The organism is Enterococcus sp. DIV0755b (assembly GCF_051713765.1).
GTDB classification, from domain to species: Bacteria; Bacillota; Bacilli; order Lactobacillales; family Enterococcaceae; genus Enterococcus_C; species Enterococcus_C canintestini.
Genome location: NZ_JBIOQN010000001.1, coordinates 595,841 through 617,006 on the forward strand (window position 1 = coordinate 595,841; position 21,166 = coordinate 617,006).

17 protein-coding genes are annotated in these 21,166 nt (G+C 37.3%); 15 read left to right on the plus strand and 2 right to left on the minus strand.

All coding sequences use genetic code 11. The features are described 5' to 3' along the window. The first annotated feature begins 1 nt into the window (after position 1). The 4 genes from IGI65_RS02960 to IGI65_RS02975 all read left to right on the plus strand — a co-directional run bounded on the left by IGI65_RS02960 (position 2) and on the right by IGI65_RS02975 (position 3,971). Positions 2–1,054: an ABC transporter ATP-binding protein gene (locus IGI65_RS02960; protein ID WP_071865305.1), complete on the plus strand. Its 1,053-nt coding sequence runs from the start codon at positions 2–4 to the stop codon at positions 1,052–1,054. Continuing rightward, on the plus strand, positions 1,051–2,004 hold the full coding sequence (locus IGI65_RS02965; RefSeq protein ID WP_412258449.1) for an ABC transporter ATP-binding protein: 954 nt from the start codon (positions 1,051–1,053) through the stop codon (positions 2,002–2,004). Before IGI65_RS02960 ends, IGI65_RS02965 begins: the two co-directional genes overlap by 4 nt. A 132-nt stretch (positions 2,005–2,136) precedes the next feature. Then, entirely contained in the window at positions 2,137–3,180 is a 1,044-nt protein-coding gene (locus tag IGI65_RS02970) for an RNA-guided endonuclease TnpB family protein (RefSeq protein WP_438774404.1), read from the plus strand. Between the two features lie 545 nt (positions 3,181–3,725). Beyond that, positions 3,726–3,971 carry a GlsB/YeaQ/YmgE family stress response membrane protein gene (locus IGI65_RS02975; RefSeq protein ID WP_071865302.1) on the plus strand — a complete coding sequence of 82 codons (246 nt, stop codon included), beginning with the start codon at positions 3,726–3,728 and terminating at the stop codon, positions 3,969–3,971. A gap of 327 nt (positions 3,972–4,298) precedes the next feature. Here the strand turns inward: IGI65_RS02975 and IGI65_RS02980 are convergent, their stop codons facing one another. After that, positions 4,299–5,918 (minus strand): glycoside hydrolase family 13 protein, encoded by a 1,620-nt coding sequence (locus tag IGI65_RS02980; protein WP_438773182.1) that lies wholly within the window; start codon positions 5,916–5,918, stop codon positions 4,299–4,301. Between the two features lie 278 nt (positions 5,919–6,196). Here IGI65_RS02980 and IGI65_RS02985 point away from each other — a divergent pair, with 278 nt between their 5' ends. The 7 genes from IGI65_RS02985 to IGI65_RS03015 all read left to right on the plus strand — a co-directional run bounded on the left by IGI65_RS02985 (position 6,197) and on the right by IGI65_RS03015 (position 16,779). Beyond that, complete coding sequence (locus tag IGI65_RS02985; RefSeq protein ID WP_438773183.1) at positions 6,197–7,447, plus strand: sugar ABC transporter substrate-binding protein; 1,251 nt, start codon at positions 6,197–6,199, stop codon at positions 7,445–7,447. 142 nt (positions 7,448–7,589) lie between these two features. Then, positions 7,590–8,483 carry a carbohydrate ABC transporter permease gene (locus IGI65_RS02990; RefSeq protein ID WP_071865299.1) on the plus strand — a complete coding sequence of 298 codons (894 nt, stop codon included), beginning with the start codon at positions 7,590–7,592 and terminating at the stop codon, positions 8,481–8,483. A gap of 15 nt (positions 8,484–8,498) precedes the next feature. After that, positions 8,499–9,329 (plus strand): carbohydrate ABC transporter permease, encoded by an 831-nt coding sequence (locus tag IGI65_RS02995; protein WP_071865298.1) that lies wholly within the window; start codon positions 8,499–8,501, stop codon positions 9,327–9,329. Positions 9,330–9,362: 33 nt separating this feature from the next. Then, positions 9,363–11,513 (plus strand): beta-glucosidase BglX, encoded by a 2,151-nt coding sequence (gene bglX, locus IGI65_RS03000; protein ID WP_438773184.1) that lies wholly within the window; start codon positions 9,363–9,365, stop codon positions 11,511–11,513. Between the two features lie 12 nt (positions 11,514–11,525). Then, on the plus strand, positions 11,526–14,807 hold the full coding sequence (locus IGI65_RS03005; protein WP_438773185.1) for a GH36-type glycosyl hydrolase domain-containing protein: 3,282 nt from the start codon (positions 11,526–11,528) through the stop codon (positions 14,805–14,807). Positions 14,808–14,944: 137 nt separating this feature from the next. After that, positions 14,945–15,913, plus strand: coding sequence for a LacI family DNA-binding transcriptional regulator (locus IGI65_RS03010; RefSeq protein ID WP_438773186.1), 969 nt, complete (start codon positions 14,945–14,947; stop codon positions 15,911–15,913). A gap of 107 nt (positions 15,914–16,020) precedes the next feature. After that, complete coding sequence (locus IGI65_RS03015) at positions 16,021–16,779, plus strand: alpha/beta hydrolase (protein WP_438773187.1); 759 nt, start codon at positions 16,021–16,023, stop codon at positions 16,777–16,779. 312 nt (positions 16,780–17,091) lie between these two features. On the opposite strand, the gene IGI65_RS03020 is transcribed toward IGI65_RS03015, so the two are convergent. Continuing rightward, positions 17,092–17,241 carry a hypothetical protein gene (locus IGI65_RS03020; protein WP_438773188.1) on the minus strand — a complete coding sequence of 50 codons (150 nt, stop codon included), beginning with the start codon at positions 17,239–17,241 and terminating at the stop codon, positions 17,092–17,094. Between the two features lie 445 nt (positions 17,242–17,686). Between IGI65_RS03020 and IGI65_RS03025 the strand changes: the two genes are divergently transcribed. The 4 genes from IGI65_RS03025 to IGI65_RS03040 are packed head-to-tail and all read left to right on the plus strand — an operon-like array spanning position 17,687 to position 21,101. Beyond that, a complete protein-coding gene (locus tag IGI65_RS03025) occupies positions 17,687–18,004 on the plus strand; it encodes a PTS sugar transporter subunit IIB (RefSeq protein WP_438773189.1) in 318 nt (105 codons plus the stop codon). A gap of 6 nt (positions 18,005–18,010) precedes the next feature. Continuing rightward, positions 18,011–19,288 (plus strand): PTS sugar transporter subunit IIC, encoded by a 1,278-nt coding sequence (locus IGI65_RS03030; protein ID WP_438774405.1) that lies wholly within the window; start codon positions 18,011–18,013, stop codon positions 19,286–19,288. A gap of 14 nt (positions 19,289–19,302) precedes the next feature. Next, entirely contained in the window at positions 19,303–19,644 is a 342-nt protein-coding gene (locus IGI65_RS03035) for a PTS lactose/cellobiose transporter subunit IIA (protein WP_438773190.1), read from the plus strand. An 11-nt stretch (positions 19,645–19,655) separates the two neighbouring features. Next, complete coding sequence (locus IGI65_RS03040; protein ID WP_438773191.1) at positions 19,656–21,101, plus strand: glycoside hydrolase family 1 protein; 1,446 nt, start codon at positions 19,656–19,658, stop codon at positions 21,099–21,101. The last annotated feature ends 65 nt before the right edge of the window (positions 21,102–21,166 follow it).

Genomic DNA, 21,166 nt, shown 5'->3' on the forward strand with positions numbered 1-21,166 from the left:
TATGCCAGAAAAAGTATTAGAAGTTAAAGACTTAGAAATTTCCTTTGATACTTATGCGGGCACGGTCCAAGCGATTCGCAATGTCAGTTTCGACCTTTATAAAGGCGAAACACTGGCGATTGTAGGGGAATCTGGTTCCGGTAAATCGGTAACGACGCGTAGTATTATGGGGTTGTTGGCTAGTAATGCCAATATTGATAAGGGAGAAATTATCTTTAAAAATGCCAATATCGTGGAAAAGACGGAAAAAGAAATGCAGAAGATTCGCGGCAAAGAAATTGCGATGATTTTCCAAGATCCGATGACCTCACTAGATCCAACGATGCCAATTGGCAAACAAGTTGCAGAATCTTTAATCATTCACAACAAAGTTTCAAAAAAAGAAGCTTTGGCTGCGGCTTTGGAGCTTTTAAATCTAGTCGGTATTCCCGATGCCAAAAAACGCTTGAAAAACTACCCGCATCAATTTTCCGGTGGTCAAAGGCAACGGATTGTAATTGCGATTGCTTTAATTTGTTATCCAGAAGTTTTAATCGCAGATGAACCAACGACCGCACTAGACGTGACGATTCAAGCACAAATTTTGGAACTAATGAAAGACATTCAGAAAAAAATTAATACTTCGATTATTTTTATCACCCATGATTTAGGTGTGGTTGCGAATGTCGCCGATCGCGTGGCAGTTATGTATGGGGGACGGATTGTGGAAGTGGGTACAGCAGAAGAAATTTTTTATAATCCGCAACATCCTTATACTTGGGGCTTACTCGGTTCGATGCCAACATTGGAAGGGACAGAAGAACGTTTATACGCCATTCCAGGTTCTCCTCCAGATTTATTAAAACCACCAACCGGCGACGCGTTTTATCCCCGCAATGAGTTTGCTTTAAAAATTGATACCGAACAGGCACCGCCTTATTTTGAAGTATCTAAAACCCATAAAGCAGCGACCTGGTTATTAGCACCACAAGCGCCAAAAGTTACACCACCAGCAGAAATTGCGCGTCGTTGGAAAATTTTTGAAGAAAAAAAGCTTAAGGGGGTTACCTTGTGAAAAAAGTGTTATTAAAAGTAAATCATTTACAACAGTACTTTAACGTCGGACGCAAAGATGAAGTTAAAGCAGTAGATGATATTAGCTTTTCCATTTATGAAGGGGAAACCTTTGGCTTAGTGGGAGAATCAGGTAGTGGTAAATCAACTACTGGTCGGACGATTATTGGTTTAAATACACCAACTGGCGGCGAAATTGATTTTGATGGCCAAGATGTGATGAAAATTAAAGGGAAAAAAGCGTTAAAAGAATTTCGACGAGATGTCCAGATGATTTTTCAAGATCCTTATGCGTCTTTAAATCCTCGGATGAAAGTGCGGGATATTATTGCAGAAGGCATTGATATTAATGGCTTAGCCAAAGATGAAAAGGAACGGAATCAACGGGTGGATGAATTACTTGAAACAGTTGGTTTAAATCCGAGTCATGGCACGCGTTATCCCCATGAATTTTCCGGCGGTCAAAGACAGCGAATCGGTATCGCCCGTGCGCTAGCTGTCAAACCGAAATTCATTATTTGTGATGAACCCATTTCAGCTTTGGATGTTTCCATTCAAGCCCAAGTAGTAAACTTATTGCAAGATCTACAAGCACAACAAAATTTGACATATTTATTTATCGCCCATGATTTATCGATGGTAAAACATATTAGTGATCGCATTGGGGTGATGCATTTAGGTAAATTACTTGAAGTCGGAACCAGCGACGCCATTTATAATCACGGTGTCCACCCCTATACCGAAAGCCTGTTGTCAGCGATTCCACTACCCGATCCAGATCATGAGCGTAATCGCAAACGTATCAAATACCAAGTACCACCAGATGACGGCAAACAGCGGGGAATGCACGAAATAGCAACGGGACATTACGTTTATTGTACCGCCGATGAAATTGCCTTTTATCAAAATAAATTACAGCAAAAATTGGCGCAAACACAAACTGCCTCGTAATAAAAAAATACTTAAATGCGAAAACCATGACCCAAAAATGAGAAAGTGTAAAAAGGTTGGAAAAGAGGCAAAGGGAGGCCACTTCCAAACCGCCACAACTGCAGCTGTAACAGCAAGGGGAGGCAGGTACAAATTAAAATATTAAAAGCGTACAAATTTCGTATTTATCCAGATGAAGCACAACAGCAATTTTTCATTAAAACTTTTGGCTGTGTCCGATTTACTTACAATACGTTGTTAAAATTGCGGCAGCAAAATCCAAGTGATGAAAGTACTTTACCAGAAAAAATGACTGGCGTTTGGGAGAAAAAAACGACGGCTACGCCCGCTAAGTTAAAAAGAGACTATCCTTTTTTAAAAGAGACAGACAGCTTAGCACTAGCAAATGCCCAACGAAATTTAACGAAGGCTTTTCAAAACTATTATCGTGGTCACGCCAGTTATCCGAAGTTGAAGAGTAAAAAAAACGCTTGGCAATCGTATACAACTAATAACCAAGGCCATACCATTTATCTCACCAATGAAGGATTAAAACTACCAAAGTTAAAGAGTAAAGTTCCTATTCATCAACACCGTCACGTTTGCGGTAAAATTCGTTCTGCGACGATTTCTGCCAAAAATCGGCAAGAGTTTTATGTTTCATTATTATGTGAAGAAGAAATAACAGCATTACCCAAAACGGGTTTTGATATTACCATCACTTATGACCCCATTAGGCTACTTGGCACGAGTAAGGTTCTTTCTGATCGGCCTAATTTTTGTCAACAACGGCTGTTAGTCCAATTAAAAAAGGCGCAACGAAAGCTTTATTGTCGGGGAAAAAGTGCGCAACGGCGCAATGTTAAGTTAGAGCAGGCGAAAAATTATCAAAAACAAAAATTACGCCTCCAAAAGCTCTATATTCATCAAATCAAGCAAAAAGAAGATTTTATGGAACAACTTTCGATTGCGCTTTTACGTCAATTTGATTTGGTGACGGTAACGATGCCAAAAGCTTTTGAGTCGCTAAGCACAAATCACCCAGCCGCTATTAACCAAGACTGTTCTGCTAATTATAAAAATACAGCGGTCAATTTTACAGTAAGGGATTGGAATCGTTTTGTACTAAAGCTCAAATATAAAGCCAATTGGTATGGAAAAAAACTGATTTTTACTGATCAGGAAAAAGTAATCTGATTAAAAAAATTTCTGCTGCACTTAAAAAGTATTTTTAAAACTGGAAGGAGCTCCAGGGATCGCCTTGGGTATATAAAAAGTGCCACTGCACTTTTGTTTCTAGGAATCCGCTCACTAATTATGATAAACCATGAACAGCTTCTTTTATTAGAAGTTGGGCCATAGATAAGCTTATGAAAATAACTTGTCTATGGTTTTTATTTTTTGGTTAAAGAAATTATCTGCTTTTTATAAGCGTTAAATGCGCGCTCTACGGCAATAAGCTAAAAGCTGGAGAAATTTGAAGAACAATTTATTAAGATTTCGTCTTATTGCTTGAGAGCTGACCATGTTTATTATGCTTTTCTTTTGATCTATCTTATTGCTAGCGAGATGAATGCGTTCGGGAAGACTTTTCGCCGAAAAACTAAAAAAATTTACATAAAAAAGAGCGAAATGAGGCATTATATTTTTAAAATATGATTGAAGACGGTATCCTATTAGTACACCAGATTGAATACAAACAAAATTGTGGTGTAATTTTTTTAAGAAAGAAGGATGTAAAAATGGGATTAATTTGGTCATTAATCGTAGGCGGTGTCATTGGGGCAATCGCAGGTGCTATTACAAATAAAGGCGGTTCAATGGGAATTATCGCAAATGTTATCGCAGGGTTAGTTGGTTCAGCGATTGGACAATCATTATTAGGAAATTGGGGACCTTCATTAGCTGGGATGGCAATTATTCCGTCAATTATTGGCGCAGTAATTTTAGTAGCGATTGTTTCATTCTTTTTTGGTAAAAAAGCCTAAAGAAAAAATTTACAAAAGAAGTGCCATCATTTTTTAGCTGGTATTTGAACGGCTTAACTTAGCCAATACTGAATTTTTTAACCGTCTTTTGGTAACAAATATTTTTAATGAAGTATTATCCTAACACAAGTTTACTATTAAAGAGTGGACGACACGTCTTATTAAATTTCATTTTTTCTTTCTTTAGAAAGAAAAGTCAGTGTTAAAGCTATTATAATTGTCTTTAATAGATGAAGTTGTCAGGATAAAAAGAAGTCAGCATTTTCTTGCTGACTTCTTTTTTTGTTAAGTAATAGGAAATAATTTGAACAAAGGTAAGTTATGCGTTTAACCAAGTGCTACTACAAACGTTTCATAAGGACGTAAGGTTAACCCGTTCAATTTGTGATACTCGTGGGCGTAGTTTGCAATAATTGTTTTTTTAGCGTGATAAGGCAGTGAGATTGTCTGCTTTTGGTCAGAAAAATTCGCACAAATAAGCCAAGTTTCACCCTTATAACTGCGAGTATAGGCAAAAATACTTTCAGCAGTAGCCAGTAATTGATAATCTCCCCAAACAATGAGCGGGTACTTTTTGCGTAACTGAATCAATTTTTGATAAGTATAAAAAATCGAGTTGTCATCAGCTAAACGATTGTCTGCATTTACTGCTTGAAAATTAGAGTTAATGGGATACCAAGGTGTTACGTTTTCATCAGTGAAACCGGCATTTTTATTGCTGTTCCACTGCATGGGAGTGCGAGCGTTATCGCGTCCTTTGGTATTGATCGCTTGTAGAATAGTCGCTACTGGCATTCCTTTTGCTTTTTCTGCTTCATAATAATGGATGCTTTCAATATCATCGAGCTGGCTAACTTGGGTGATTTTTTGATTTGTCATCCCCAACTCCTCCCCTTGATAAATAAATGGGGTTCCTTTCATCATGTGCAATAAAATGGCTAACATTTTACTACTTTCAGTCGGATAGCCATCCGCATTTCCCCAGCGGGATAAAATACGTGGCTGGTCGTGGTTGCTCCAAAATAGACTGTTCCAAGCTTCTTTTGGCAATTCTGTTTGCCAGCGGGATAAAACAGTTTTCAATTCTGGCACAGCTAAAGGTTTCAAATTCCATTTTGAAGTTTTTGGTACTTCATCCAAAGCCATGTGTTGAAATTGAAAAATCATCGCTAATTCTTTGCGCTTAGGATCGGTATATAAAGGTGCAGTTAAGGGCGTTACACCACCAGTTTCTCCAATTGTGACCACATCACGGCCTGCTAAAACTTCTTGATACATCTCTTTTAAATAGGGATGTAAATTAGGCCCATCACCAATAATTTTTTGATCAGGTATTTTACCGATTAGCTCAATCACATCTAAGCGAAAACCACCTACCCCTTTTTCCAGCCAAAAATTCATAATCTGCCAAACTTCTTTTCTTACTGCTGGATTTTCCCAATTTAAATCCGGTTGTTCTTTGGCAAATAAGTGAAAATAATATTCTTTTGTTTCAGGGACATGTTCCCACGCGGAGCCACCGAAAAATGAATTTAAGTCATTGGGTAATCCATTTTTATCGGAACGAAAAATGTAATAATCTTTGTAATGCATATCTCCTGCCAAGGCTTTTTTAAACCATGGATGTTCGTTAGAGGTATGGTTGACAACTAAATCGATGATAATTTTGATACCAACTTTTTTGGCTGCGGCAATCAAATTTTCCATTTCTGTCATCGTGCCAAATTCAGGCATAATTGCACAATAATCGCTCACGTCATAACCGTTATCGACATTCGGAGATGCAAAGACAGGAGATAGCCAAATCGCGTCGATACCTAATTTAGCTAAATAAGGCAGACGTGCGCTAATACCGTTAAGATCACCAATACCGTCGTTGTTGCTGTCTTGAAAACTGCGCGGATAAATTTGATAAAAAACACTTTGTTGCCACCACTTTGGTTTCATAATAATACTCCTTTCGCGATTAACTCGTAATAGGTGAAACGTTTTTCTTAAATAGTGAAATATTGGCACCAGAATTTTAACATGAAAGTATTTTCAAAGCATCATTTGATTAAAAAAATGTCATTTAATTTTAGATAAATCCTTATAAACAGCCAATTTATTTAACGAAATAAAGTTTTTTTATAGAAAAAGATAGAAAACGGTTGCAAATTGATTGACGGCATTATATACTCTGTTCGTAGAAACGTTTCACCAAAATGAAATACGGAGGAAGAAAGATGAAGATTTCGAAAAAGCTTTGTTTATTAGGTGTAACTGCAGCGATGACATTGGGTGTTTTGGCTGGTTGCGGGTCAGGTTCTGGCGGAAATTCTGCTAAAGATGACAAAGTGTTAAATATTTGGGGGATGGGAGAAGAGGTAAAACAATTATCTAAAATGACAGATAAGTTTACCGATGAAACTGGTATTGAAGTTAAAATTCAATCAATTCCATGGTCAAATGCTCATGACAAATTATTAACAGCTGTTGCTTCAAAAAGTGGTCCTGATGTGTTGCAAATGGGGACAACTTGGATGCCTGAATTCCAAAAGGCCGGCGCTTTAGCAGATATGAGTAAATACATCGAAGAATACGACAATTTAAAATCAGAAAACTTCTATCATGGTTCGGTTGAAACAACAAAATTTGATGATAAATACTATGGTATTCCGTGGGCAGCAGAAACGCGCGTATTGTTCTATCGTACAGATGTTTTAGAAAAAGTGGGCTATAAAGAAGCACCAAAAACTTGGGAAGAATTAGAAGATGCAGCGAAAAAATTAGCCGCTCGTGGTGATGACAAATACGGAATTAACATCGATAGTAAAGAACAAACATTAGGGTTTATGTTTGCTCGTCAAAATGGTTCACCATTATTAGAAGACGGCAAGCCTGTATTTAACCAAAAACCTTTTGTTGACGCTGTTTCTTACCTTAACAACTTTATTCAAAAAGGCTATGCGCCAAAAGAAGATTTAGGTTTAGATGTATCTCAAACATTCTCTGGTGACGATGCAATGGTACCAATGTTTATCAGTGGTCCTTGGATGGCAAAAACAGTGAAAGATACAGTGGCAGATGTTGATGGCAAATGGGCCATTGCTACTTTACCGAAAAAAGAAAATAACATTTCTTCAATGGGTGGCTCAAACTTAACTATTTTTGAATATTCGAAGAAAAAAGATGACGCAGCGAAATTCATTGAATTTATGGCACGACCTGAAAATCAATTAGAGTGGATGAAATTAACGGATGCCTTACCAACTGCACTAAAAGCTTGGGAAGATGATTCATTGAAATCTGATCCAATTTATAGCGTCTTTAACGAACAATTACAAAATTCTGAACCAATGCCATTGATTCCTGAATTTGAAGAGATTGCGCAAAATTATTTGAAACACTTTGAACAAATTTATCTTGGTGGCGCTGATGTACAAAAAGAAATGGATGCCTTTAACCAAGAAGCAGAAACTACTTTAAGTAAATAAATGTGGTAGTTGGTTTGGCGATAAAAACGTTAACCAAACCACAAATTTTAGGAGTGGTCCAAAAGTCCAGCTTGGGCTTTAGCCACTCCTTGCTTTTGGCAATCTCGTCATTAAAACATTATTTAAAAAGGGGGCGCTTTCCTTGCGAAAAGCCAAAACTAGCAAAGCACCATATATTTTTATCGCTCCGGCGTTGATTTTACTTTTGCTATTTTCTATTATTCCAATTTTTGTTGCATTTTTTATTAGTTTTACTGATATGAGTCTTGTTGGGCTCGCCGACTGGTCACAAATTAAATTTGTTGCTTTTAAAAATTATCAAGATATTGTTTTTGATCCCGTTTTTCTAAAGAGTATTAAAAACACTATTTTTTATGTTGTTTTTGGTGTACCGGTAGTCATTGCCTTATCAATGGGTTTAGCTTTAATGATTAACTTTGGTAAAAATAAAATTTTCTCTGCTTTTCGGATGATTTTTTATACACCTGCAATTACAAACGTCGTCGCTGTCGCAGTTGTATTCGCTTATTTATATAATCCTAGTTTTGGTTTTTTGAATTATTTATTGTCTCTGCTACATATCGATGCTGTTCCGTGGTTAACCAATCCAGTGATGGCCAAAGTTTCCTTGATCATTTTAGGGGTTTGGCGAGCAGTAGGCGCCAATATGTTGATTTTTCTAGCGGCTATTCAAGGGATTCCAAAAGAACTATATGAAGCAGCTTCCCTCGATGGTGCCTCAAAACGACAACAAGTTTGGTACATTACCATTCCATCTTTACGTTTTTCAACTTTCTTTGTCACAGTGACAACGTTAATTGGTTGGTTACAATTCTTCGAAGAGCCGTTTGTTTTAACCAATGGTGGACCACTAGATTCCACGACTTCTGTGGCACTGTTCATTTATCGTAATGGTTTCCAATTAAGTAAATTTGGTTATGCCGCAGCCGGCTCGTTCATTTTATTTGCAGCCATTATTATTGTCACCTTGTTGCAATTTAGAATGCAACGCAAAAACGCAGAAAATCAATTATAAGTGAGGTAGCAAAAGATGACCAAAGAAATGCAAAGTAACCGTCGTGCCAAAATTGCAATCGGAATTGCCTTAGCGATTGGTGCGATTATTTGGATGATTCCTTTTGTCTGGATGATTCTTTCTTCTTTTAAAACAGACGCGGAAATCATGCAGTTTCCTCCTAAAATTTTACCTGAACAGTTTTCTTTTGATAACTTCAAAGAGCTGTTTGGCGCTTTTAATTTTATTGTTTATTTAAAAAACACGTTAATTGTCGTAGCCTTTTCTTTTTTAGGCATGTTCTTTAATGCAATGGCTGGTTTTGGTTTTGCCAAATATAATTTTAAAGGTCGGGAACCTTTATTTTACTTAGTATTGGCAACAATGATGATTCCCGGACAAGTAACGATGATTCCCGTTTATTTAATCATGAACTCATTAAAACTAACCAATACTATGGCTGGGATTATCTTGCCAGGGTTAGTGGGAGCCTACGGGATTTTCTTATTCCGACAATTTGCTTCTGCGATTTCTAATGAACTTTTAGAAGCAGCCCGTCTAGATGGTGCTAGTGAATGGTTTATCTTCACTCGCATTATTCTGCCAATTTCAAAACCTGTTTTGGCAGTTCAAGGAATTGCGACATTTATCGGTGGTTGGAATTCATTCTTATGGCCGTTGATTATGGCAAACGACGAAAAATACTACACCTTATCTGTTGGGTTGCAACTACTAAAAGGTCAATATGCCAATAACTATTCCTTACAGATGGCCGGTTCAACGTTTATGGTGGTGCCGATTTTAATCATCTTCATGTTTTTACAAAAATATATTTTAGAAGGTTATAACGTTTCAGGAAACAAATAACTACCCACGTATACGCTAAAGGAGGATGCAGCAATGGAACAAGCACAATTAACTGCATTGGTACAAGAAATGACATTGGCTGAAAAAGTCGATCAATTATTACAGTTAGCTGCTGATTTTTATTCACAGGCCGCCGAAGAAAAAACCGGTCCGATGACAGAAATGGGCTTAACTGATGAAAATATTCAAAATGCCGGTACTATTTTAGGGTTATCAGGTGCGAGCGAAGCAATACGAATTCAAAAAGAATATATGGCAAAAAATCGCTTGGGGATACCAACTTTACTAATGGCCGACATTATTCACGGTTTTCGGACAATTTTTCCGATTCCATTAGCATTAGGTAGCAGTTGGGACTTAGCTGCCGCTGAAGAGATGGCACAAGTTTCCGCCAAAGAAGCCGCAGTTTCTGGTTTACACGTGACCTTTTCTCCGATGGTGGATTTGGTGCGCGATCCACGTTGGGGACGCGTGATGGAGTCGACAGGAGAAGATCCTTACTTGAACGCTCGTTTTGCCGAAAGTTTTGTTAAAGGCTACCAAGGAGACGATTTAAAAAATGATTTTAGTCGGGTTGCCGCTTGCGTTAAGCATTTTGCCGCTTATGGTGCAGCTTTAGCAGGGCGAGATTACAATACAGTGAATATGTCTGAAAGACAACTAAGAGAAAGTTATTTACCCGGTTACAAAGCAGCACTAGACGCAGGGGCAAAATTAGTGATGACGTCTTTTAATACGATTGACGGAATTCCTGCTACAGGGAATAAATGGTTATTCCGCGATGTATTAAGAGAGGAGTACGATTTTGACGGGGTTGTGATTTCTGACTGGGGAGCAGTAAAAGAATTGATTCCCCACGGTGTTGCCGCAGATGAAAAAGAAGCGGCGCAACTAGCTATTGAAGCAGGTGTCGATATTGAAATGATGACGACTTGCTATACCCACTATCTAGCAGAGCTAATTGCTGAAGGCCGTGTCGATGAAGCCTTACTGGATGAAGCTGTTTTACGTATTTTAGAGTTGAAAAATGACTTAGGGCTTTTTGAAAATCCATATCGCGGTGCCAGCGTTGCAGATGAAAAAGTAATTTTATCGCAAGAACACCGGCAATCTGCCCAAGAAATTGCTAAAAAATCGATGGTGCTATTAAAAAATGACGAGAACATTTTGCCGTTAAATACGACGGAAACCGTGGCCATTATCGGTCCAGCCGCCAACAGTCAAGATGTTTTAGGGGCATGGTCATGGCAAGGAAAGATGGAAGAAGCGGTCTCTTTAGTTACAGGTGCGCAAGCTTACAGTCAACAGTTATTGATTGGAAAAGAAACTTTTGATTATTTTACTCCAAGTGATGCAGCGCTTAACGAAGCTATTTTACTAGCAACAAAAGCAGATAAAGTTGTCTTGGCGCTCGGAGAAGCAGAGTGGATGAGCGGAGAAGCAGCAAGTCGGAGTGATATTACCCTACCAGCAGCACAAATTGCGTTGTTTGAAGCAATTAAAAAAGTTAATGACAATATTATTGTGACATTATATAACGGTCGACCGCTGGATTTAAACGGTATTGATGAAGCAAAGGCGATTGTAGAAGCGTGGTTTGGTGGAACAGAAACAGGTAATGCGCTAGCTGCTATCTTATGGGGAGATTATAACCCGTCTGCACGTTTATCCATGTCATTTCCAGAAAATGTCGGCCAAGTTCCGATTTTTTATAACTGTGATAATACCGGGCGTCCTTATGAAAGTGCGCCGCAAGAAAAATATGTTTCAAAATATTTGGATGTTTCCAATTATGCCAAATATCCTTTTGGTTTTGGCTTAAGTTATAGTCAATTTTCATATCGAGATTTTGTCTTGGATCAAACAGAATTAACTAAGGGCAGTCAAATTAAAGCGACTGTGACTGTGACCAATGAAAGTGATGTTGCTGGAATAGAAACAGTGCAATTATACCTCCAAGATTTAGTTGGACAAGTCGTACGGCCAATTAAGGAATTAAAGGCTTTTGAACAAGTGTCATTAGCAGGTAAAGAAAGTCGTAAAGTTTCGTTTACCATTACAGAAGAGATGTTGCGTTATGTCCATCAAAATCAAATGACTACCAGTGACACTGGAGACTTTTTAGCGATGGTGGGACCAAATAGTCGCGATTTAACCGCAGTAAGATTTAATTTAGTGAAGTAGGGAGTTAAGACAATGACACAAATTATTTTAAAAGGAACAGATGTCAAAGCGACGTTTTTACCCACAGGGGATTTATATGAACTAACTAGTAATGAAATCATGATTAATCAATTAAACGGTAATGCATTAGACGGTAGTGTCAACCAAATCTATTTACGTAATTTTGCCAATGAAATCACTGCAACACCTTTAATTGGCTCCAACAGTGCCAGTACTTTTTCAAAAAGTGAAAATGGGGTAACGTGGCAAGGCAACGTGGGGGAGATTTCTTATCAAGTTGATTTTACTTTAAGCCCAAAAGATATTTGGTTTTGGACAGTGACATTAAAAAGTTCAGGACAAATTGTCGATGTCGTTTTCGCGCAAGATTTGGGTAATGCAGCAAAAGGGGCAGTTCAGTCAAATGAAGCTTATATGTCCCAATACGTGGATCATAAAATTACCGAAGGCGCAAACGGTTATATTATTACTTCACGGCAAAATCAACCGCAAAGCGGCTCTTTTCCAGTTGTAGAACACGGTAGCTTAACCAAAAACCGAGGCTATTTAACAGATGGCTATCAATTTTTTGGAACAACTTTCAAAACAACTAATGTGCCTGAAGCTCTAGCAGATGATCAATTTGCTAATGAAGTCTACCAATATGAATTTGTTTATCCGGTTTTACAATCAGAAAAAATAACATTACAAGGTTCAACAGAAGTTATTTTTTACGGTGGGTTTAAAGAAAATCAGCCCCAAGCAGTAACAGAGCCGATTTTTAGTAATACACAGGTAGCAGAAGCTTATCTTAAACCAACCATTCTCGCTAATTCTGAGCAAAACACGCCTCAGAAAAAAATAGGGGCACCTTTAGTGGGGCGTAAGTTTACCACTGCAGAAATAAATGCCCTATTTCCGGAAAAAGAACAGGTAGAAGTAGATGAAAATGGGCTACTGTCCTTTTTTACCGCTAATTATCACCATGTTGTCTTACAAGAAAAAGAAGAGCAAATGGAACGGGCAACTGGGCATATTTTATTAAGTGGCACCGACTTAATTGTGGATCAGCCACTACTTGCTACAACTGTTTACATGTATGGCATTTTTAACTCACAAGTGGTTTTAGGGAATACTTCAATGAACAAATTGATGAGTAATAGCCGTAACGCGTTAAATGTTTTAAAACATTCCGGGCAACGCTTGTATGTGAAAGAAAGCGGGCAATGGCGCTTATTAACGATGCCATCCGCTTTTGAAATGGGCTTAAATTCAGCTACTTGGTATTACCAGTTAGCAGATGACTTATTGACAATTACTACTTATACCATAGCAGATGGTCGTGAGATTCGCCTAAATTGCCATAGCGCAATTGGCAAAAATTATACTTTTGCATTAACCAATCATCTGCTGATGGGCGCAACAGAAACGCCGGTTTATCAAATGACACAGGTTGAAAATAAACTGATCATTAAACCAGCTGCCACATCACCTATAACAAATGAGTATCCAGATTTAACTTATTATATGACAATGGATACAGGCTTTACGGTTAGTGATGAGCGTCTCTTTGGAGTGGAAGCTAGTGATTTAAATGTTTTGCTTATAGAAGATGTCGCAGGTTTTGAAAGTAGCATCCAAGGTTCTTTAACAGGAGCAGATTTTAAGGCAACACAAACGGATTTCATTGCAGAAGATGAAGCTTATTGTGATTTTATCGATGGCTTATTGCATCACTTTAAATTGGAACATGAAACAGTAGATGTTAGCAGTATGAACTATCTAAGTCGCTGGTATGTTCACAATATGTTAGTTCATTATTTATCTCCTCATGGCTTAGAACAGTATGGTGGGGCAGCATGGGGTACACGGGATGTTTCCCAAGGGCCAACAGAATTTTTCTTTGCCATCAATCGTCCTGAAGTAGTTAAAGACATTATTAAAAAAGTTTATGCAAATCAATTTGATGACGATGGCAACTGGCCGCAGTGGTTTATGTTTGATCGTTATGAAACGCAAAAAGCTGACGAAAGTCATGGTGATGTGATTGTATGGCCAATGAAAATTGTCGCAGATTACCTCGCAAAAACAGGGGATTATCATCTTTTAAAAGAAGTTGTGCCCTATACTAAACGCAGTGACTTCCATAAAACGACAGAAAGTTTTACTTTGTTTGAGCATTTGAAAAAAGAGGTTCAATATATTGAGGACCATTTTCTAGCGGGAACTTATCTTTCTTGCTATGGGGATGGAGACTGGGACGATACCTTACAACCTTATGATAGTCGTTTGAAAAAACACATGGCATCAAGTTGGACGGTGGCATTAACTTACCAAGTGTTAAATAAACTTAGCGCTGTTTTAGTGGCAGTCGATAAAGATTACAGTAGTCACTTGGCAAAACTTGTCACAGGTATTAAAGCTGATTTTAATAAGTACATGTTAGCCACAGATGTTATTCCAGGTTTTGTCTATATGGAAGAAGATGGGTCAACAGAATTAATGATTCATCCTACCGATAAAAAGACGGGGATTCAATATCGCTTATTACCGATGACACGTAGTATGATTGCAGAATTATTAACACCAGAACAAGCGCAAGCTCATCTGGCTGTAATCAAAGAAAACTTGCAATTTCCAGATGGCGTGCGTTTGATGAATCGTCCTGCCCATTATGCTGGTGGTGTCAGTACCAATTTCAAACGGGCAGAACAAGCAGCCAACTTTGGACGAGAAATCGGCTTACAATACGTTCATGCGCACATTCGTTTTACAGAAGCGATGGCTAAATTAGGCCAATCTGAAGAGACTTGGCAAGCATTGCAGACGATTAATCCCATCAATTTAAAAACACGGGTAAAAAATGCCAAATTACGTCAATCCAATGTTTATTTCAGTAGTTCTGATGGCGATTTCAAAACAAGATATGAAGCACAAGAAAATTTTGGTAAACTAAGAGATGGAAGCGTTGACGTGAAAGGTGGCTGGCGTATTTATTCCAGCGGACCGGGCATTTATTTAAATCAATTACTCACCAGTGTTTTAGGCTTAAGAGAAGACAGTCAAACGATTGTACTGGATCCTGTTTTGCCTGCTATGCTCGATGGGTTGAAAGTTAATTATGCCTTAGCGACTAAACCGGTTGTTATTACTTTCCACAAGGCGCAAGACGGCAAGAAAAAATTGTTAATCAATGGTAAAGTGATAGAAGCTCCCTTAGAAGCCAACCCGTATCGTCATGGTGGATTTGTTTTAAGTAAAACAGATTTTGTTGGTTACTTGGCAGCTGGCAATCAAATTGAAATTTATTGCTAATTGGCAGTAGTATTAATAAATAATGATTTTGATAATGTGACCAATTTTGGTTACATTATCAAAATTATGGTAGAAAAGTTGCATTTTACATAGCAACAAACTAGATTGTGATGAATTGGAATAGGAGCGTAAGGCACATGGTTGGTATTAAAGATATAGCAAAAGCCGCAGGGGTATCAATTTCCACAGTTTCCTATGCTTTAAACGGCAGTACCAAAGTAACAGAACAAACCCGTCAGCGGATTATGGCCATTGCCGATGAGTTAAACTATGTTCCCAATATGGCAGCCCGTACATTAAAAAGGCAACAAACCAATATTATTGGGGTTTATTTAGCCGATTATGCTGGTAGCTTTTATGGTGAATTATTGGACGGGATTAAACGTGGATTAGCAGCTTATGATTATGAGATGATTGTTTGTAGTGGTCAAAAATCGCATTTATTTATTCCTGAACGCATGGTAGACGGTGCGATTATTTTGGATTGGACGTTTAAGACAAAAGAAATCGAAATGTTAGCTGATCGGGGTCATCAAATGGTGGTATTGGATCGAGAAATAAAAAAAGATAACATCTCCCGCGTTTTACTTGATAATAAAGGTGGTGCTACTTTAGCGGTAGAGCGACTGCTAGCAGCAAAAACCCAGCACGTCTATTTAGTAACCGGCTCAATGGGTTACGATAACGAGCAACGTTTACAGGCCAGCACCAAAGAATTAACGCGTTTTGGTATTGCGTATGAAATCATCACCGGTAATTTCACCGAACCTTCTGGCTATGCCGCAGCTGAAAAAATAGCCGAAAAAATAGATCAGGGTCAGGTAACGTTTCCCATTGATATTTTTTCTTTTAATGATGAAATGGCTGTGGGGATTTATAAGTTTTTTTCAAAACGCAAAGAAAAAATTGGGCAAGATATTCGCATTGTCGGTTTTGATAATATTGAAATCAGTTCATTTTTAACACCACGACTAGCGACTATTGCATACTCTAAACATCGCTGGGGTATGGTGGCAGCTGAGAAGATTATTCGCCTAATACAAGGCGAAAAGGTGGAGGATGAAGCAATTTATACCACGTTTGTTCCCGGTGCTTCATTAGGATAATAAATAAATTCCAGTGTGCGGTTGCTACTAATTAATTTTAAGCAGCTGTGAACTGGATTTTTTATTAGTAAATACCACGTTGGTTCGTGGATAAAGGAGTCTTTTTGATGACAATTTGTCAGCTAAATTTTAAATCACAAATTTTAGATTTAAGTACCAGTGTCAGTATTTATTTGCCAGACACAGTGGCAGTTTCTGATGCGCCAGTCCTTTATTTATTACATGGCTGGTCAGATGATTGCAACGCTTGGTTGAATCAGACGAATTTGGCACGTCAAGCCCAAAAATATCCCTTTGTTATTGTGATGCCACAAGTGGGCTTAAGTTATTATACCGATATGGCCGCAGGCGGTGATTATTTCACCTTTTTGACTCAAGAGTTGCCTCAAAAAATGAAGCATTGGTTTCAAATTGAGGCGGTTAAAGAAAAAATGTTTGTTGCCGGACTTTCTATGGGCGGATATGGTGCATTTAAATGGGCACTCACCTATCCTGAACAATTTAGTGGCGCCGCTTCACTTTCAGGAGCGTTAGATGTTGTGAATATATGGCGCAAAAGACCAGAACGCCAAAAACATCTTGCGGCTATTTTTGGTGATTTACAAAAACTTAAAGACAGTCAAAATGATTTATTTACCTTGCTGAAAAGACAAGAGCTAGTAGAAAAATCTTGTGATACGTTTTTTTTACAAATGTGTGGGACTGAAGATTTTGTTTACGTTGATAACCAACGTTTTTTACAAGTAGCCAAAAAATCTTTCAACAACTTTGAATACCAAGAAGGTCCGGGCAATCATGACTGGGATTACTGGGAAGCGGCAATTGGAATTGTTTTGCAGCGTTTTGCGGCAATTTATGCGAAATAGTATAGCAAAAAACGGAGTAGAATTTTCTACTCCGAAAAAGTCTAACTTTTGGAGGTCACTTCAGAAGATAAGATGTTTTTTACTGACATTGAAAAGCGATAACAATAAAACGTATGACACTTAAAAAGTATTTGTAATGTAACGGATTGATTATGTATGGCAAGCTGATTAGTTCGCTATTTATTAACACTTTAAGTGAGTTAACAGGCATGATTGTAGAATTAGCTCACATTATAATATTTTTTTCTAGCAAAAGGCTGGTTTAAAAAGCTGATATTACACAAGTTTGGCACTAGAAAATTTAGCTGAAGCTTATTTCTTTTTCCGTCTATATATTACAAATCCTATTACCACACACAATACCACTACAGCAATTATCGGAACTAAATAATGGGGTGTTTCTACCAAAATATCGGTGGTGCCATCACTTTGACCAATAATATCGCTACTCACTTTTTCCATCGTAACTCACCTCCATTCTCATTTTAGCTAAATATAATTTTGTTATATAGAAATAAATAACAGTTTATAATGTTTTGAAACGACTTAATATTGATTATTCTATTTCTATTATAAAAAATAAATAACGAAAGAACAATGGAAGTTACACTGGAGTTACTTCGTGATAAAATTTAATCATAATCAGCAAAATTTTTTCAAGTAGTCTTAAAGATAGTGATATCTTTTGATCCCCACGAAATACTAGGCGACTGCAACTAAGATTACGGGGAAAAGCTATCACGGATAATAGTTTGTAAATATTTATCAAAAAACAACTAAAACTCTAACAAAATTTATGATTTTGTTAGAGTTTTTTTATCTGGTAAATTTCCTAACCTTAGGAAAAACAACGGTTTGAAAGCGGATACTAAAAAAACTAAACTAAACATGTAAGAAAGAGAAGGGAATGATAAAAATGGCAAAAAATATTTTATTAATTTGTGGCTCTGGGGCTTCAAGTGGTTTTATGGCTGCATCGATTCGTAAGGCAGCTAAAAAGCGAGGGGAAGAAGTGACAGTCAAAGCGGCAAGTGAATCGCAACTTGACGAGCGCATTAACGAAATTAATTATCTTTTAATTGGGCCGCATTTGTCTTATATGTTAGATGAATTAAAAGAACAGACCAAAGGAAAAGACGTTAAAGTCGCTGTGATTCCTCAAGCTACTTACGGCACGTTAAATGGAGATAAGGCATTGGATTTAATTCTAAGCATGGAGGGTTAAACAATGATGAATAAAATTATGGACTTTATGACGAATAAATTTGCTCCAAAAGTGAATAAAGTAGTTAAAAATCCTTGGGTTGCTGCTATTCAGGATTCGATTATGGCTGCATTACCATTAGTATTTGTGGGTTCATTGGTGACTGTGGTTTCATTATTAAAGAATATTTTTAGTGGTTTACCCGACTTTTCAATGATTAGTAATTTTTCTTTTGGGATGTTTGGCTTAGTTGTCTCATTTTTGATTCCTTATTATTTGATGGAGAAAAAGGGAAACAGTGGACAAAAATTAATCTCTGGGGCAACGGGTTTGGTTTTATTTATGATGTTATTATTCCCCACTGTAACAGCTGAAGGAAATGCAACATTTATTCTTTCTAGATTTGGCGCTACTGGAATGTTTCTAGCGATTATTTCAGGGCTGTTTGTTTCTTGTATTATGAATTTTGCGGCAAAACATTCTTTATTCGATGAAGATACACCTATTCCTGATTTCGTCGTAGGCTGGTTCAATAGTTTATTGCCAATAACATTCATTTTATTAGTGGGTTGGTTTATTACTGTGCAAATGAATGTTGATTTCTTTGAAGTCGTTATTTGGGCCTTTAGTCCATTAGCTAAAATTGTACAGTCTTATCCAGGCTTTGTTCTATCAGTATTTATTCCAGTTTTCCTATATACTTTCGGAATTTCTGGTTGGGTCATGATGCCAGCAATTTATCCGGTCTATATGGCAGGATTAGCTGCTAACGCAGAAGCAGTTGCCAATGGTGGTCAAGCAGTAAATATTGCAACACAAGAAACTTGTTATGCATTTTCATCGATGGGTGGTGTTGGGACTACCTTAGCATTGTCCGTGATGATGTTACTTTTAAGTAAGTCTGCCCAGTTAAAAGCAATTGGTAAAGCAGTGTTTGTACCTTCTATCTTTAATATTAATGAACCACTGGTTTTTGGTGCACCGATTGCTTTTAATCCTTATTTAATGGTGCCAATGTGGATTAATGCATTAATTGTACCAACTATTTCATATGTAGTGATGAATATGGGATTAGTCAATATTCCTAGCCAATCATTTTTACTTTGGTACATGCCATATCCATTTACTTCCTATTTAGCAACACAAGATTTCCGCGCCATTATCGTCTGCGCTTTGATTTTTGTAATTACTTGGTTTGTATTCCTACCATTTTTCAAAGCTTATGACAATTCGTTAGTAAAACAAGAAAAAATCGCTGAAGAACAAGAAGCAGCAAAAACGATGCAGGCTTCAATCGTTCAATAATTGGAGGAATTTGTATGTCACAACAGTTTGTTGAAACAGATAGTTTGAACGAACTATCTATGAATATTCTAATTCATGCTGGTAATGCACGAGAGCTTTTAGTTAAAGGCTTAAATGCACTCGAAGAAATGGATTTTTCTGCAGCTGAAAATTTTGTAAAAGCTGCGCGTAAAGAAGTTGTGGTTGCCCACGGACTACAGACAGATACATTACAGATGGAAGCTTCAGGCGAACAAATTCGCTACTCAACATTATTTTGTCATGCTCAAGATACATTGATGACAGCCCAAAGTGAAATTTTAATTGGGGAACACATGGTACGCCTATTTAAAAAATTTGCAGAAAAAATGAATTAGGAGGATGTTCAATGTTTTCAGAATATAAATTTCCAAAAGATTTTTTATGGGGAGGAGCCATTGCGGCTAATCAAGCAGAAGGTGCTTATAAGGTAGCTGGTAAAGGAGTTAGCTTAGCTGACTTACATTTATACTATCCAGATAAAACAAATGAGGAAATTTCCGCCGAACAACATAAAGGAATGTCATTGGCTCAAGTTAAAGCAAATATGGTAGATGAAAAAGGGTATTATCCAAAACGGCATGGAATCGATTTTTATCATACCTATCCTGAAGATTTAGCTTTATTAGCAGAAATGGGTTTTAAAACGTTTCGAACATCGATTGATTGGACACGCATTTTTCCTACCGGTGAAGAAACAGAGCCAAATGAAGCAGGTCTGGCTTATTATGATGCGTTGATTGATAAGATACGTGAATTAGGTATGGAGCCAATTATTACGATGTTACATTATGAAACACCCGTGGAAATCACTTTAAAATATGGTGGGTGGAATAATCGTGCTGTCATCGACTTATTTGTAAAATATGGCAAAACAATTTTGGATCGCTACAAAGATAAAGTGAAATATTGGATTGTAATCAATCAAATTAATTTGATCCAATTTGAACCTTTCAATTCAACTGCAATTCCTTATGATACGGTAGATAATTATGAAGAAGCAAGTTATCAGGCGGTCCACAATCAATTTGTTGCTAGTGCCAAAATCTATGAATACGGCAAAAAAGTAAATCCAGCTATGCAAATTGGCACAATGGTCGCAGATTGTACGGCATATCCATTTTCTTGTGATCCTGATGATGTTAATTTGGCTTTACGCCGTAATCGCATGGAATATTTTTATACAGATGTACAGTTTCGAGGCGAATATCCACAATATGCTTTGAACTATTTTGCAGAAAACAATATTCATATTGATATTACTGCAGAAGATAAAGAAATATTAAAAGAAAATACGATGGACTACCTTGCAATTTCTTATTATTACTCTCAAATGGTGGATGCAAAGAAAAATGATATGAATCCAGCATCTGTGACACCAAATCCCAACTTAAAAGCAAATCCTTGGGGCTGGGCAGTGGATCCTAAGGGATTATATAATTCATTATCACAATATTGGGATCGTTATGGCAAAGAAATTATTATTGCAGAAAATGGCTTTGGCATGTATGACCAACTAGAAGATGGCCACATTCATGATGATTACCGAATTTCATATTTAGCAAGCCATATTGATCAAATAAAACGGGCTATGTATGACGGTGTAGCAGTAATTGCTTACTGTGCGTGGGGTCCAATTGATATCATTAGTTGTTCATCTGCGCAAATGGAAAAGCGGTATGGTTTTATCTATGTTGACCTTGATAACGAGGGAAAAGGTAGTGGCGAGCGGATCAAAAAAGATAGTTTTTACTGGTATAAAGATGTTATTTCATCTAATGGGGAAAAACTATAAATTAAAGCAATTGATAGGTGGGATACGAGTCTTAGACTTGCGTATCCACCTTTTTAAAGTATTAA